Origin of the sequence: Paraburkholderia lycopersici (assembly GCF_900096975.1) — a bacterium.
GTDB classification, from domain to species: Bacteria; Pseudomonadota; Gammaproteobacteria; order Burkholderiales; family Burkholderiaceae; genus Paraburkholderia; species Paraburkholderia lycopersici.
This window is the reverse complement of record NZ_FMYQ01000021.1, coordinates 1-13,378: the sequence shown is the minus strand read 5'-3', so window position 1 is coordinate 13,378 and position 13,378 is coordinate 1. Positions and strand designations below refer to the sequence as shown.

The window sequence follows — 13,378 nt, the reverse complement described above, 5'->3', positions numbered from 1 at the left end:
GCTCAGAGCGCCGGTCCGGCCTCGCCCGACGCCACGTCGGGGATCACGCCCGGCGCGGAAATCAGGAAATGCTCGCGGTAGTACTTGAGCTCGTCGATCGACTCGTGGATGTCGGCGAGCGCCGTGTGCATCGCGCGCTTCTGGAAACCCTTGTAGATGGCGGGCTGCCAGCGGCGGCACAGTTCCTTGAGCGTACTCACGTCGAGATTGCGATAGTGGAAAAAGCGCTCCAGCGTGGGCATCCAGCGGGCCATGAAGCGACGGTCCTGACATATCGAATTGCCGCACATGGGCGACTTGCCGGGCGGCACGTACTGCGAAAGGAACGCCAGGATCTGCTCGGTCGCGGTTTCCTCGGTGACCGTCGAGGCGCGCACGCGCTCGGTCAGGCCGGAGCGGCCGTGCGTGTTGCGGTTCCACTCGTCCATGCGGTCGAGCACCGACTCCGGCTGGTGGATCGCCAGCACGGGGCCTTCCACGAGCTTGTCGAGCGTCGAGTTCGTCACCACCACGGCGATCTCGATGATGCGGTCGTTGTCGGGATCGAGACCCGTCATTTCCATATCGAGCCAGATCAGGTTCATGTCGGTGCGCTCGATGAGCGGCGCGCTTTGGCCAGCCGTCGTGGCGGAAGTAATGTCAGTCATGAGAGGCAACCCGGAGAGCGGTGGAGGCGCGGCGCGGTCACGGCATCGCGCGGATGCGATGCCCGGCCGGCAAGAACATATAATTGTCGCATAGATACCACGGACTTCCTGGATGCCTAATTCGTCCCCCTCCCCGGCGCTGTATTTCAGCGCGCTTTTCGTTGTTGCCGTGCTCGCCATGGTCGCGACCAGGCTCTGGCTCGCGTCGCGCCAGATCCGCTTCGTCGCCGCACACCGCGGCGCGGTGCCCGCCCAGTTCACCGCCACCATTGCGCTCGCCGCGCATCAGCGCGCCGCCGATTACACGGTCGCGCGCACGCGCCTCGGCATGATCGAAATCGTGCTGGGCGCCGTGGTGCTGATCGCGCTCACGTTGCTCGGCGGCGTGCAGGCGCTCGATCTCGCCATTTCGGAGGCGATCGGGCGCGATTATGTCGGCCAGATCGCGCTGATCGGTGCCGTGCTCGCCATTTCCGGCGCGATCGAACTCCCGCTCGACTACTACCGCCAGTTCGTGATCGAGGAACGCTTCGGGTTCAACCGCATGACGAAGCGCATTTTCATCATGGACCGTATCAAGGGCCTCCTGATCGGCGCGGCGTTCGGCATTCCGCTCCTTTTCGTCGTGCTCTGGCTCATGAAGCAGGCAGGCAGTTTCTGGTGGCTCTGGACGTGGGGCGTATGGGTCGCTTTCCAGATGCTCGTGCTGGTGCTCTACCCCACCTTCATCGCCCCGCTCTTCAACAAGTTCGAACCACTGCGCGACGAAGCGCTGCGCTCGCGCATCGAAGCGCTCATGCAGCGCTGCGGTTTCGCCGCCAAGGGCCTCTTCGTGATGGACGGCAGCCGCCGCTCCGCGCACGGCAACGCCTATTTCACGGGCTTCGGCGCGGCCAAGCGCATCGTCTTCTTCGACACGCTGCTCGCGCGTCTTTCGGGCAGCGAGATCGAGGCCGTGCTCGCGCACGAACTGGGCCACTTCAAGCGGCGCCACGTCATCAAGCGCATGGTCGTCACGTTCGCGATCAGCCTCGCCTTGCTCGCCTTGCTCGGCTGGCTCTCGCAGCGCGTGTGGTTCTACGAAGGCCTCGGCGTGCGGCCGTCGCTGTCCGGCAGCAACGAAGGGCTCGCGCTCGTGCTGTTCTTCCTCGCCGTGCCCGTGTTCCTGTTTTTCGTTACGCCGCTCGGCAGCCTCTCCTCGCGCAAGCACGAGTTCGAGGCCGATGCCTTCGCCGCCACGCAGACCGACGCGCAGCACCTCGTCAACGCGCTCGTGAAGCTCTACGAGGACAACGCGTCGACGCTTACGCCCGACCCGCTCTACACCGCGTTCTACTACTCGCATCCGCCGGCGTCGCAGCGGATCGACCGACTGCTCGCGCACGCATGAACCGGCGCGCAACGAAGGCCGCGGGCGGCGCGAAACCGGCGCCGGGTGCGGGCGCCACGCTGCACGGCGTGGTGATCGCCGCTCACGGGCGCCACTATCTCGTCGCGCCCGACGGTGGCGGCGCGCATCTGCAATGCTTCCCGCGCGGCAAGAAGAGCGAGGTGGCCGTGGGCGACCGCGTCGAATATCAGTCGACGTCGGCCGACCAGGGCGTGATCGTCGCGATCGGCGAGCGGCGCAACCTGCTCTATCGCTCCGACCAGTTCAAGTCGAAGCTCTTCGCGGCTAACCTCGACCAGTTGCTGATCGTGCTCGCCACCGAGCCGCACTTCAGCGAGGACCTGCTAGGGCGCGCGCTGGTAGCCGCCGAAGCCAACGAACTCAAGCCGCTCATCGTTCTCAACAAGATCGACGTACAAGCTGCGCTGCCGCTCGCGCGCGCGCGGCTCGAGCGCTATCGGGTGCTCGGCTACACGGTGCTGGAGCTTTCGGTGAAAGGCCAGCCGGAGGAGGCGCGCGAGGCCCTCGCCGAACATCTGCACGGCCATCAGACGATCCTGCTGGGGCAGTCGGGCATGGGCAAGTCGACGCTCGTGAACCTGCTGATCCCCGACGCCGAAGCGGCCACGCGGGAAATCTCGACGGCGCTCAACAGCGGCCGCCACACCACGACGTTCACGCGGCTCTATACCCTGCCCGAAGGCGGCGCGCTGATCGATTCGCCGGGCTTCCAGGAATTCGGCCTCTATCACCTCACCGAAGGCAAACTCGAGCGCGCGTTCCCCGAGTTCCGGCCGCTCCTTGCGCACTGCCGCTTTTACAATTGCCATCACCTGCACGAGCCGGGCTGCGCGATTCTCGAAGCCATCGCCGACGGCCGCATCGCGCCCGAGCGCCACGCGCTCTATGCGCAACTCATGCACGAGATCAGCCAGGTCGTGCGCTGACACGCGGTTTCCTCCCACGCCCCATGCTCAAGCTCGTGCGCGCGCCGAATCTGCTGATCGCCCAGCACTGGATGAACATCCTCGCGACGGCAGGCGTGCCCTGCGAGCTGCACAACCGCTACCTCAGCGGCGCGATGGGGGAAATCCCCGCCGAACAATGCGCGCCCGAACTGTGGCTCGTCGACGAGCGCGACGAAAAGCTCGCACGCCGGTTGATCGACGAAGCGATAAGCGGGCCGCCGCCGGGCGCACCCTCCTGGCGCTGCGCGCGCTGTGGCGAGGTGCTCGAAGCGCAGTTCACCGTGTGCTGGCAGTGCGGGCGCGAACGTGACGTGCGTGACGCGTGACGCATCGACGAAATGAAAACGGGCCGCTTATCAGCGGCCCGTATCGTTTTGCCCAAGCGCTTCGCTAAACGGCGACGCTCAGAACCAGACGGCGATGGTCAGCATGAGCAGCAGGATCATCCAGAGAATCACGGCACGCCACACGAGGCCCACGGCCGACTGCAGCGTGCGTGGCGTGCAGTCGTCGCCGACCGTGTAGGGACCGCCCTCGCCCGGCTGCGCGAGCGCGTCGACGCTCGAAGGCTCGGCGAGCGGCCCCGAGAGCCGCGCGCCCAGCGCGCCGCTGCCGGTCGCGAGCAGCACGCCTTCGTTGGTGTCGGGCCACTGGTTGGTGTGATTGCGCCAGGCGTAAATGGCATCCTCGAAATTGCCGACGATCGCAAAGCCCAGCGATGTGAGCCGCGCCGGCACCCAGTCGATCACGAAGAACACATGCTGCGCGAAGTTCGAGAACGCTTCGGTACGGTCTTCAGCGGGGCGCGCCCACTCGCGCGCGAGATATTCGGCGATGCGGTACAGCACCGCGCCAGCGGGTCCGATCGGCACGAGAAACCAGAAGAACACGCCGAACACATGCCGGTGCGAGGCGACCACGGCATGAATGAGCGTATGGCGCACGATCTCGCTCACGGGCATGTCCACGGCGTCGATGCCGGTCCATTCGCGGAGGATTTCACGCGCGCGCGGCACGTCGTCGTTGTTCAGCGCGAGGTGAATGTCGGTGAAATAGTGGCTGAACTGGCGAAAACCGAGCGTGAAATACACGACCACCACATTCCACAGGAACGCCAGCACGAAGCTGATGTGATAGAGCACGTAATAGACGAGCGCCGTGGCGAGCGTCCACGGCAGCACGACGACGAGCCACGCGATGAGACCGTGCTTCTGCTTGCCCGCGTCGAAGCCGTGAGCAGCCCATTCCGCATTGAGGCGCACGAGCGCCATGACGGGATTATTGGGCGAAAGCGCCCGCACCTGCTCGATGACGAGGGCCAGCAATACGGAAAAGAAGGTCATGCGACGCGCCGTGCAAATCGGGGTTTCAGAAATTGTTGCAACGATATCACAGGGCCAGATGTGCCTGACCATAGACCGGCAATTCGGGCAGCAAACGCGCAACAGTTCGCCGCGGTGCTTGCAGGCGCCGCAGGACGTGCTACGCGAGCAGGAAACGGTAGAAGTTGCGCAACATGCCCGCCGTCGCGCCCCATATGAAATGCGATGCGCTCACGCTGGAAACCGCAGCCGTGTCCGGAGCATGGCGATCCGGATAAGGCATTGCGAAAAAGCGCCGCTCGCCGCCTTCCCAGCGAAACACGCGCACCTGGTGATGCGCCGGGTTCATGAGAAAGCTGAGCGGCACCTCGAAGATGCTCGCCACTTCGAGAGAGTCCGCGGCGACGCTGAACGGCTCGTGCACGAGACCCACCACAGGCGTCACCTTGAAGCCGGTTCCGGTCAGGTAGTCGGGCAACGCCCCCAGGACCTCGACGCGCGCAGGGTCGAGGTTCACTTCCTCCTGCGCTTCGCGCAGCGCGGCGGCAATGGGCGTGGGGTCGGAAGGTTCGCGGCTGCCGCCGGGAAAGCTCACCTGGCCCGCGTGGTTGCTGAGATTGTCGGCGCGTTGGGTGAGCAGCACGGTCAAGCCGCCCGAACGCATTGCGATGGGCATGAGCACGGCAGCCTCGCGCGGGTCGCGCATCTCGGCGAGACGGGCTTCCTGCGGTTCGGGGTCCCACGGCAGGCGCTGCTGGAAGCGCGCGCGCAGGCCCGCGGGGGTCAGGCGCTCCGCGGCGACCTGGGGAAGGTTCGCGCCCGTCGATTCGATCGGCAGGCTTTCGGGTTCAAATACTGGTCGGATCAACGGCTGTCTCGGATGGCGCGTACACGAGATTATTTTGCGGCCAAAAAGAAAAAAGCACCCCGGAGGGTGCTTCTTTCTTACAGCTTTTACGCCTGTTCGGCCGGAGCAGCTGCGCGGTCTTTCGACACCAGCTTTTCCTTGATACGCGCCTTCTTGCCCGACAGGTTGCGCAGGTAGTACAGCTTCGCGCGACGCACGTCGCCGCGACGCTTCACCACGATGCTGGCCAGCAGCGGCGAGTACGTCTGGAACGTACGCTCGACGCCTTCGCCCGACGAGATCTTGCGCACGATGAACGACGAGTTCAGGCCGCGGTTACGCTTCGCGATCACGACGCCTTCGTATGCCTGAACGCGCTTGCGGTTACCTTCAACCACGTTCACGTTGACGATCACCGTATCGCCGGGGGCGAATTCGGGGATGGTCTTCTCGCCCAGCACGCGCTGGATTTCTTCCTGCTCGAGTTTTGCAATCAGATTCATGGATTGACTCCTTATGCCATCTTGTCGGCGTTCGTACCTGTGCTGGCGTTGGACAACGATCCAGCAACTACGGCCCCGATAGAGGATGGATTCACAACTGGCGCCGTTCACGCATGAAGCGGCACCGCCTTGGGCGTCTCGCGCCTGCCCGCCCGAAGCTCACGCTTCGCTCGAACCCTTCGCGAGACTAGCGAGCCACGCCTCGTCGGCACGGCTCAGCATCTTGTTCTTTCTGGCCCGCTCAATCAGATCGGGCCGTTTTTTCCACGTGTTGCGCAGCGCCTCGCGGCGGCGCCACTGCTCGATTTCCGCATGATGGCCGCCGAGCAGCACATCGGGGACGCGCTCGCCATCGTATTCCTCGGGGCGCGTGTAATGCGGACAGTCGAGCAACCCGTCGACAAAACTGTCCTGCACCGCCGAAAGCGCATCGTTCAACACGCCCGGCAGATGCCGCACCACGGCGTCCATCAAGGCCATCGCGGGCAATTCGCCTCCCGAGAGCACGAAGTCGCCGAGGCTTACCTCTTCGTCCACGCAGCGGTCCACGAGACGCTGGTCGATCGCTTCGTAGCGGCCGCACAGCAACACCAGACCCGGCTCCTGCGCGAACTGCATGACGCGCTCGTGCGTGAGCGGCTTGCCTTGCGGCGACATCAGCAGCACGCGCGGGGCGCTGACGCCCTGCTCCGCCTGCGCGGCCTTTGCCGCGCCGATCGCCGCTTCGAGCGGCTTGGCCAGCATGACCATGCCGGGACCGCCGCCGTAGGGGCGGTCGTCGATCGTGCGGTAATTGTCGGTCGTGAAATCGCGCGGATTCCATGCGCGCAACGTGTAACGCTGCTGCTTCGCCGCCCGGCTGGTAATACCCCAGTCGGTCAGCGCGCGGAACATCTCGGGAAAGAGCGTGACGACATCGAACTGCATCGCTCTCTCCGTTCAGCGAAATTGAATCAAAGGTGCCCGGTGCAACGTCGCCGCGGCATCACTTTAGTAATCGGCTTCCCAGTCGACGACGATACGCTTCGCCGCCAGGTCCACCGTCTTCACGAACACGCCAACAAACGGGATCAGGCGCTCGCCGGTGACCGGCTTGCCGTCCTTGCCCGTTGACGGATACGTCACGCGCAGCACCGATTGCGCGCCATTGTCGATCAGGTCGGCGACCTTGCCGAGTTCGACACCCGCCTCGTTGGCGACGTCGAGGCCGATCAGGTCGACCCAGTAATACTCATCGGCTTCAGGGGCCGGGAATTCGGTCCGGCTCACATACACGCGCGCGCCGCGCAACAGCAGCGCGGCATCGCGGTCGGCGACACCCGAAAGCTGACCGACGACGCTGTCACCGTGAACCTTGGCGCTCACGCGCACCGCGGAATGACGCTCGCGCTGCGCCTGGCCCTCGCGGCCCTTGAGGAGCCACCAGCGTTTGGCCGAGAGCAGCGCCTTGCCGTCCTGCGCATGCGGCGCGATCTTCAGCCAGCCCTTGAGGCCGTAGGCGTCGACCACCGCGCCGACTTCGACTGCGTCGGCGGGCCAGCTCGATCCGGTTTCGGCGCGCAGACCTTCCGTCGCGCTCGCAGCCTTCGTGGCACTCTCGCGCGCAGGCTTGCGAACGAACGCGCCAAATGACGGCGCGCTGCGGGCCACTGCCTTGCCGGCGTCGCCGGTCGCAGCACTGGGCGCACCGCCTTCCGACGCGTCGTTTGCCACTACGGCAGATTTCACGTCATGCGCGGACATCGGCACCCCTCGCGACCAGCTTGATATCGCACACGCAGCTCATGCGGCGCGTACGCGGGTAAAACATGGACAACAGACTGAAAAGACGCTTGAAAAAACTCAAGCAGCCGGCGCAGCGGCGGCGGTCTTTTGCGCTTCCTTCACGAGACGCTCGACGGCCGGCGACATTTGCGCGCCGTTTTCCTGCCAGTACGTCACGCGATCTTGAGCGATGCGCAGCGTCTCACCCTTGGTCGCGACCGGGTTATAGAAGCCCACGCGCTCGATGAAACGGCCGTCGCGACGATTGCGCGAGTCGGTTGCGACGATGTTGTAGAACGGGCGCTTCTTCGAGCCGCCGCGTGCCAGACGGATGATGACCATACTAAAATCCTTGAAAACCGGGGTTCGGGACTACTGAAACGTGCGATTATAGCCCGAAACTGGAGGCATAACAAACACTTAACGGGAAATTGCGCGCGAGCGCGCGAAAAAGCGCCGCGACACAGCGGCCGAACTGCAGCGCCCGTCCCATGACGGGCGGGCATTGGAGCGAATTGTGGCGACTTTCGGACAACTCGTGCAGCGGGCGCGTCGCCGTTGTGGCGGCGGCGTGCGCGGCACCTCCCTTTTTTCGTCTTTGCGCCGGCCTGCCAGGCGCCTCGCGGCCGCGTGGCTCGCCTTTGCGGCCATGCTGCTCGCGACGCCATGCGCCCACGCGGCGCTCCCCATCGATCGCATCAAGCTCCCGCCAGGCTTTCACATCGAAGTGCTCTCCGCCGACGTGCCCGGCGCGCGCGAAATGACGCTGTCGCCCGCCGGCATCCTCTATGTGGGAAGCATGAGCGACTATGTCTACGCCCTCGAACTGAAGAGCGGCCACGCCGGGAAGCGTCATATCGTGGCCTCGGGACTGACAATGCCAGTCGGCGTGGCCTGGCGCAACGGCACGCTCTATGTCTCGGCGGTTTCGTCGATCGTGCGCCTCCACGACATCGACCATCATCTCGATGATCCGCCCAAACCCGTGGTCGTCACGGACTCGCTGCCCACCGAGCGCCACCACGGCTGGAAGTTCATCGCCTTCGGCCCAGACGGCAAGCTCTACGTGCCGCAAGGCGCGCCGTGCAACGTCTGCCTGCCGGCGAGCGACCCGCAGCGCATCCATTTCGCGATGATAGGCCGCATGGACCCCGACGGCTCGCATTACGAGACCATCGCGCGCGGCGTGCGCAACACAGTGGGGTTCGCCTGGCATCCGCAGACACATGAGCTGTGGTTCACCGACAACGGCCGCGACATGCTCGGCGACGACATCCCCAACGACAAGCTCAACCGGCTCTCGCAAGCCGGCGAAGACTTCGGCTTCCCGTACTGCCACGGCGGCAATGTCGCCGACCCCGAGTTCGGCGCGGGCCATCCGTGCGGCGGCTTTACGCCGCCCGTCGCCAGGCTGGGCGCGCACGTCGCGGCGCTCGGCATGCGCTTCTATACCGGCTCGATGTTCCCCGCCGGCTACGTCAACAGCATCTTCATCGCCGAGCACGGCTCGTGGAACCGCAGCAAGAAAGCCGGTTACCGCGTGGTGCGCGTGAGCGCCAACCCCGACGGCACGAACGCGCGCCAGGAGGTGTTCGCGCAGGGCTGGCTCAATCCCGACGATACCCAATGGGGGCGCCCCGCCGACGTGCTGCCGTTGCCCGACGGCTCGCTCCTCATCAGCGACGACTACGCGGGCGCGATCTATCGCGTGACGTACGGCAAACCAGGCCCTGACGCAGCGACGCGCTTCAGCCGCCCGACGCATACACGGTACCGGGGATAAGCGTGCGCTTGTTCTGCGAGGCGGACGCGCGGCATACAATGCCCGGGCCCATGCGCGCTGACGTCCTGCGCCCATGACGGCCGAACGTCCCGATCGCCCCCGCCCATGAACAACGAAAAGAACCCCGCACGCTTTCGCTCCAAGACGCTCACCGCCGCGCTCGCCTTCCTGCTAGGCAGCCTCGGCGCTCATCGCTTCTATTTGTATGGTCCGCGCGACGTGTGGGGCTGGGCGCATGTGCTGGGCACGCTGATCGGCGTTCCCGGCGTGCTGCTCCTCGTCGCGACCGAGCGCGTTTCGATCGTCGGCTGGGCGTTGGCCGTGATTGGCGCGGTATCGGTGCTCTCGGCCTTTCTCGCTGCGATCGTCTATGGGCTGCGTCCGGACGCCAGATGGGACGCGCAGTTCAATGCGTCGTTCGCGCAGGACGGCCGCACGAGCCATTCGGGCTGGACGGTGATCTTCGTCGTGATCTTCTCGCTGCTGATCGGCGCATTCCTGCTGATGACGGGCCTCGCGCTCTCTTTCCAGACATACTTCGAGTCGCAGGTCGAGGCCGCGAAGGCAATTTCCCGGTAACGGCGCGACGCCCGCGCTCAAAAAAGGTCGAGCTGCGTTTTTTCGCGCACGGTCCTGGCCTGCACGAACGCCGACATGTCGAGAATGCCGTGGCGCCGCTCGTTGAGCCCAAGTCGCCGCACCGCATTGTGAAAGCGCTGCTTGAGCAGGTCCGCCCAGAGGCCCGTGCCCTTCATGCGCTGCGAGAATGCCGACTCGTAATCCTTGCCGCCGCGCATGTCGCGCACGCGGCTCATCACGCGCTCCGCACGCTGCGGGAAATGCGCGGCGAGCCAGTCCTGAAAGAGCGGCGCGACTTCCCACGGAAGGCGCAACACGATATAGCTCGCGCTAGTCGCGCCAGCCTCGGCGCAGGCTTCGAGTACGCGCTCCATGTCGGGCTCGGTCACGAACGGAATCACGGGCGCAATGCTCACGCCCACCGGCACGCCCGCTTCGGCCAGCGTGCGGATCGTGCGCAGCCGCCTCGCCGGCGTGGCCGCCCGCGGTTCGAGCGAGCGCGCGAGGTCGGCGTCGAGCGTGGTGATCGTGATCGCCGCCATGAACTGCTGGCGCCCGGCCATCGGCACGAGCAGGTCGAGATCGCGTTCGATCAGCGAGGATTTCGTGATGGCGGCGAACGGATGCTGGCGCTCGGCCAGCACTTCCACTACGCGCCGCGTGATGCGCATGCCGCGCTCGACGGGTTGCCATGCGTCCGTGTTCACGCCGAGCGCGATCGGCTCGGGCTCGTACGACGGCTTGGCGATCTCGCGCGCGAGCAGTTCCGCCGCGTTGACCTTCGCGTAGATACGGCTTTCGAAGTCGAGGCCCGGCGAAAGGCCGAGATAGCTGTGCGTAGGCCGCGCGAAGCAGTAGATGCAGCCGTGCTCGCAACCGCGGTAAGGGTTGAGCGACACGTTGAACGGAATGTCCGGCGACTGGTTGCGCGTCAGGATACTCTTCGCGCGCTCCTCGAAGACTTCGGTGGACAGCCGGGGCTCGTCGCCCGCTTCGCCCTCGCCGCCGCCCGCGTGCTGCCAGCCGTCGTCGAACGCTTCGCGCTGATCGACTTCGTAGCGCCCCTGCAGGTTCGTGACCGCGCCACGCCCCTTGCGCGGCGTGGGCGGCGCGACGGTACGCCAGGCATCGGAATCGTGGTCGGAATCGGGATCAGAGGCGGTCACGGCTGAAACGGATGGGGCATGAAAAAATGTGGCTCGATGCTGTATAAATATACAGTATCGAGCCACATTGTCGAGTCCTGAAAACGGGGCGCTTTCAGTCGCCTCAGTCGCCTCAGTCGCCTACGGCGATGGTCAGCGTCTCCTTGATCTCCTCCATCACCACATAGCTCTTCGATTGCACGGCGCCGGGCAGTTGCAGCAGGATGTCGCCAAGCAGCTTGCGGTAGTCAGCCATCTCGCCGATGCGCGCCTTGATCAGATAGTCGAAGTCGCCCGAGACGAGATGGCATTCGAGCACCTCGGGAATCTTCTGCACCTCGCGGCGAAACTGGTCGAACATGTTGCCGCTCTTGTGATCGAGCGTGATCTCGACGAACACGAGCAGCGCCGCGCCCAGCACCGCGGGATTCACGCGCGCGAAGTAGCCCATGATGACGCCGTCGCGTTCCATGCGCTTCACCCGCTCGATGCACGGCGTGACCGACAACCCGACCTGCTCGGCAAGGTCCTTCATGGCCATGCGACCGTCTTCCTGGAGCAGCTTCAGGATGCGGTGATCGAGCCGGTCGAGCGCGCGAACCGGTTGGCGCTGCGTTCTCATGATTTATTCCCGAAAATCCCAAAAATACAATAACAAAACCTACACGTACCACAATAGCATAGCTACAAATACTGGCTACACCCGAATTTTCATGCCTTATGCCCTATCGGTGCCGCAACGCGGCGTTCAAAGGCTCCGGCAACGCGGCGTAGCCCCAACGAATTTACATGGAGCAGCTATGCGAGTCGTCGTGTTGGGCAGTGGTGTGGTCGGTGTGGCCAGCGCCTGGTATCTCGCCCGCGCGGGCCACGAAGTCACGGTGATCGACCGCGAGACCGGTCCCGCGCTCGAAACCAGTTTTGCGAACGCCGGCCAGATCTCGCCGGGCTATGCCGCGCCGTGGGCCGCGCCGGGCGTGCCGCTCAAGGCGATCAAGTGGATGTTCGAGAAGCACGCGCCGCTCGCCATCCGCCTCGACGGGACCAAATTCCAGTTGCAGTGGATGTGGCAAATGCTGCAGAACTGCACGGCCGAACGCTATGCGCTCAACAAGGGGCGTATGGTGCGCCTCGCCGAATACAGCCGCGACTGCCTGCAGGCACTGCGCGCCGACACCGGCATTCAGTACGAGGGCCGCACGGGCGGCACGCTGCAGGTATTCCGCACGCAGCAGCAGTTCGAAGGCGCGGCGAAGGACATCGCCGTTCTGAAGGAAGCCAACGTTCCGTACGAGCTGCTCACCGGCGCCGAACTTGGCCGCGCCGAGCCGGCGCTGGCCGCGGTTTCGGGCAAACTCACGGGCGGCCTGCGTCTGCCCGGCGACGAAACCGGCGACTGCCAGCTCTTCACCACGCGCCTCGCCGCGATGGCCGCGCAACTGGGTGTGAAGTTCCGCTACAACACGCCGATCGACGGCCTCGTCGTGCAGGGCGACCGCATCGCGGGCGTGCAATGCGGCAGCGAACTCGTGCGTGCCGATTCATACGTGGTCGCGCTCGGTTCGTTTTCGACGAAGATGCTCGCCGGCCTCGTGAAGATCCCCGTCTACCCGCTCAAGGGTTATTCGATCACGGCGCCGATCGTCAACGCGGATGCCGCGCCCGTTTCGACCGTTCTCGACGAAACCTACAAGATCGCGATCACGCGCTTTGACGACCGCATCCGCGTGGGCGGCATGGCCGAGATCGTGGGCTTCGACCAGACGTTGAAACAAGCGCGCCGCGAAACGCTCGAAATGTGCGTGAACGACCTGTTCCCGGGCGGCGGCGACACGACGCAGGCCACCTTCTGGACCGGCCTGCGCCCGATGACGCCGGACGGCACGCCCGTCGTGGGTCGCACGCCGATCTCGAACCTGTTCCTGAACACGGGCCACGGCACGCTCGGCTGGACGATGTCGTGCGGTTCGGGCCAACTGCTCGCCGACCTCATTTCGGGCAAGCAGCCCGCCATCCGCGCCGACGATCTTTCGGTCCACCGCTATCTCGGCGATACGCAGGGCTCGCCTCGTCCGGCCTACGCTTGACGCGCGTTTTACTCGCGGCATGAACGAACGCGGCGCCTCCGGGGCGCTGCGTTTCATTTGCTGCTCCGTTCTCTTTTGCTATCCCGCGCGGCGTCAGAGCTGATCTGACGTCAATTCCGGCGCAGGTTCCTCAAATGACAAAGGGGCGCCGTCGCGCCCCTTTGTCATTTGATACTTCGTCTCACGCCGCGCAATCAGTCATGATTCGCGGCGTGAGATCGTCCGGTTCGTCGGCCAGCTTCAGCCGAGTTCCTTCACGAGTTCCGGCACGACCGTGAACAGGTCGCCGACGAGGCCATAGTCGGCCACGCTGAAGATCGGCGCCTCTTCGTCCTTGTTGATC

General features: G+C 65.1%; 15 protein-coding genes and 1 pseudogene. 6 read left to right on the top strand and 10 right to left on the bottom strand.

All coding sequences use genetic code 11. The features are described 5' to 3' along the window. Positions 1 to 2: 2 nt before the first annotated feature. A complete protein-coding gene (orn, locus tag BLU17_RS21020; protein ID WP_092000738.1) occupies positions 3 to 647 on the bottom strand; it encodes an oligoribonuclease in 645 nt (214 codons plus the stop codon). A 112-nt stretch (positions 648 to 759) separates the two neighbouring features. Between orn and BLU17_RS21015 the strand changes: the two genes are divergently transcribed. Genes BLU17_RS21015 through BLU17_RS21005 form a run of 3 tightly spaced genes read left to right on the top strand, consistent with a single transcriptional unit; the run spans position 760 to position 3,331 of the window. Then, entirely contained in the window at positions 760 to 2,037 is a 1,278-nt protein-coding gene (locus BLU17_RS21015) for a M48 family metallopeptidase (protein WP_092000736.1), read from the top strand. Further along, positions 2,034 to 2,984 (top strand): ribosome small subunit-dependent GTPase A, encoded by a 951-nt coding sequence (gene rsgA / locus BLU17_RS21010; RefSeq protein WP_092000734.1) that lies wholly within the window; start codon positions 2,034 to 2,036, stop codon positions 2,982 to 2,984. Before BLU17_RS21015 ends, rsgA begins: the two co-directional genes overlap by 4 nt. Before the next feature lie 23 nt (positions 2,985 to 3,007). Beyond that, the gene (locus BLU17_RS21005) at positions 3,008 to 3,331 is read left to right on the top strand and encodes a putative signal transducing protein (protein WP_092000731.1); all 324 of its coding nucleotides are present in this window, start codon (positions 3,008 to 3,010) and stop codon (positions 3,329 to 3,331) included. A 78-nt stretch (positions 3,332 to 3,409) separates the two neighbouring features. On the opposite strand, the gene BLU17_RS21000 is transcribed toward BLU17_RS21005, so the two are convergent. The 6 genes from BLU17_RS21000 to rpsP all read right to left on the bottom strand — a co-directional run bounded on the left by BLU17_RS21000 (position 3,410) and on the right by rpsP (position 7,783). Next, complete coding sequence (locus tag BLU17_RS21000) at positions 3,410 to 4,348, bottom strand: CobD/CbiB family protein (protein ID WP_092000729.1); 939 nt, start codon at positions 4,346 to 4,348, stop codon at positions 3,410 to 3,412. A gap of 139 nt (positions 4,349 to 4,487) precedes the next feature. Then, positions 4,488 to 5,195, bottom strand: a complete 708-nt coding sequence (locus BLU17_RS20995) for a CoA pyrophosphatase (RefSeq protein ID WP_092000726.1) — start codon at positions 5,193 to 5,195, stop codon at positions 4,488 to 4,490. Positions 5,196 to 5,281: 86 nt separating this feature from the next. Further along, on the bottom strand, positions 5,282 to 5,677 hold the full coding sequence (rplS, locus tag BLU17_RS20990; protein ID WP_092000722.1) for a 50S ribosomal protein L19: 396 nt from the start codon (positions 5,675 to 5,677) through the stop codon (positions 5,282 to 5,284). 159 nt (positions 5,678 to 5,836) lie between these two features. After that, the gene (trmD, locus tag BLU17_RS20985; protein ID WP_092000720.1) at positions 5,837 to 6,604 is read right to left on the bottom strand and encodes a tRNA (guanosine(37)-N1)-methyltransferase TrmD; all 768 of its coding nucleotides are present in this window, start codon (positions 6,602 to 6,604) and stop codon (positions 5,837 to 5,839) included. Between the two features lie 63 nt (positions 6,605 to 6,667). Next, positions 6,668 to 7,390 (bottom strand): ribosome maturation factor RimM, encoded by a 723-nt coding sequence (rimM, locus tag BLU17_RS20980; protein WP_425434129.1) that lies wholly within the window; start codon positions 7,388 to 7,390, stop codon positions 6,668 to 6,670. A 129-nt stretch (positions 7,391 to 7,519) separates the two neighbouring features. After that, positions 7,520 to 7,783 carry a 30S ribosomal protein S16 gene (gene rpsP / locus BLU17_RS20975; protein ID WP_092000715.1) on the bottom strand — a complete coding sequence of 88 codons (264 nt, stop codon included), beginning with the start codon at positions 7,781 to 7,783 and terminating at the stop codon, positions 7,520 to 7,522. A gap of 256 nt (positions 7,784 to 8,039) precedes the next feature. Between rpsP and BLU17_RS20970 the strand changes: the two genes are divergently transcribed. Both BLU17_RS20970 and BLU17_RS20965 read left to right on the top strand, forming a co-directional pair. Further along, on the top strand, positions 8,040 to 9,224 hold the full coding sequence (locus BLU17_RS20970) for a PQQ-dependent sugar dehydrogenase (protein WP_425434128.1): 1,185 nt from the start codon (positions 8,040 to 8,042) through the stop codon (positions 9,222 to 9,224). A 105-nt stretch (positions 9,225 to 9,329) separates the two neighbouring features. Beyond that, positions 9,330 to 9,803, top strand: a complete 474-nt coding sequence (locus BLU17_RS20965; RefSeq protein ID WP_092000712.1) for an NINE protein — start codon at positions 9,330 to 9,332, stop codon at positions 9,801 to 9,803. 17 nt (positions 9,804 to 9,820) lie between these two features. On the opposite strand, the gene BLU17_RS20960 is transcribed toward BLU17_RS20965, so the two are convergent. Then, positions 9,821 to 10,969, bottom strand: coding sequence for a PA0069 family radical SAM protein (locus BLU17_RS20960; protein WP_092000709.1), 1,149 nt, complete (start codon positions 10,967 to 10,969; stop codon positions 9,821 to 9,823). Between the two features lie 112 nt (positions 10,970 to 11,081). Beyond that, positions 11,082 to 11,570 carry an Lrp/AsnC ligand binding domain-containing protein gene (locus tag BLU17_RS20955; protein WP_092000707.1) on the bottom strand — a complete coding sequence of 163 codons (489 nt, stop codon included), beginning with the start codon at positions 11,568 to 11,570 and terminating at the stop codon, positions 11,082 to 11,084. 178 nt (positions 11,571 to 11,748) lie between these two features. On the opposite strand from BLU17_RS20955, the gene BLU17_RS20950 reads away from it, so the two are divergent. Then, a complete protein-coding gene (locus BLU17_RS20950; protein ID WP_092000704.1) occupies positions 11,749 to 13,035 on the top strand; it encodes a D-amino acid dehydrogenase in 1,287 nt (428 codons plus the stop codon). A gap of 240 nt (positions 13,036 to 13,275) precedes the next feature. Here BLU17_RS20950 and BLU17_RS32540 read toward each other — a convergent pair. Further along, positions 13,276 to 13,378, bottom strand: a pseudogene (locus BLU17_RS32540) (electron transfer flavoprotein subunit alpha/FixB family protein); the annotation flags it as partial.

What these genes read in the sequence shown, in the direction of transcription:
- orn (WP_092000738.1), bottom strand. Translation starts at nt 647, where the DNA reads ATGACTGACATTACTTCCGCCACGACGGCTGGCCAAAGCGCGCCGCTC.
- BLU17_RS21015 (WP_092000736.1), top strand. Translation starts at nt 760, where the DNA reads ATGCCTAATTCGTCCCCCTCCCCGGCGCTGTATTTCAGCGCGCTTTTC.
- BLU17_RS21005 (WP_092000731.1), top strand. Translation starts at nt 3,008, where the DNA reads ATGCTCAAGCTCGTGCGCGCGCCGAATCTGCTGATCGCCCAGCACTGG.
- rplS (WP_092000722.1), bottom strand. Translation starts at nt 5,677, where the DNA reads ATGAATCTGATTGCAAAACTCGAGCAGGAAGAAATCCAGCGCGTGCTG.
- BLU17_RS21000 (WP_092000729.1), bottom strand. Translation starts at nt 4,348, where the DNA reads ATGACCTTCTTTTCCGTATTGCTGGCCCTCGTCATCGAGCAGGTGCGG.
- trmD (WP_092000720.1), bottom strand. Translation starts at nt 6,604, where the DNA reads ATGCAGTTCGATGTCGTCACGCTCTTTCCCGAGATGTTCCGCGCGCTG.
- BLU17_RS20950 (WP_092000704.1), top strand. Translation starts at nt 11,749, where the DNA reads ATGCGAGTCGTCGTGTTGGGCAGTGGTGTGGTCGGTGTGGCCAGCGCC.
- rpsP (WP_092000715.1), bottom strand. Translation starts at nt 7,783, where the DNA reads ATGGTCATCATCCGTCTGGCACGCGGCGGCTCGAAGAAGCGCCCGTTC.
- rsgA (WP_092000734.1), top strand. Translation starts at nt 2,034, where the DNA reads ATGAACCGGCGCGCAACGAAGGCCGCGGGCGGCGCGAAACCGGCGCCG.
- BLU17_RS20955 (WP_092000707.1), bottom strand. Translation starts at nt 11,570, where the DNA reads ATGAGAACGCAGCGCCAACCGGTTCGCGCGCTCGACCGGCTCGATCAC.
- BLU17_RS20965 (WP_092000712.1), top strand. Translation starts at nt 9,330, where the DNA reads ATGAACAACGAAAAGAACCCCGCACGCTTTCGCTCCAAGACGCTCACC.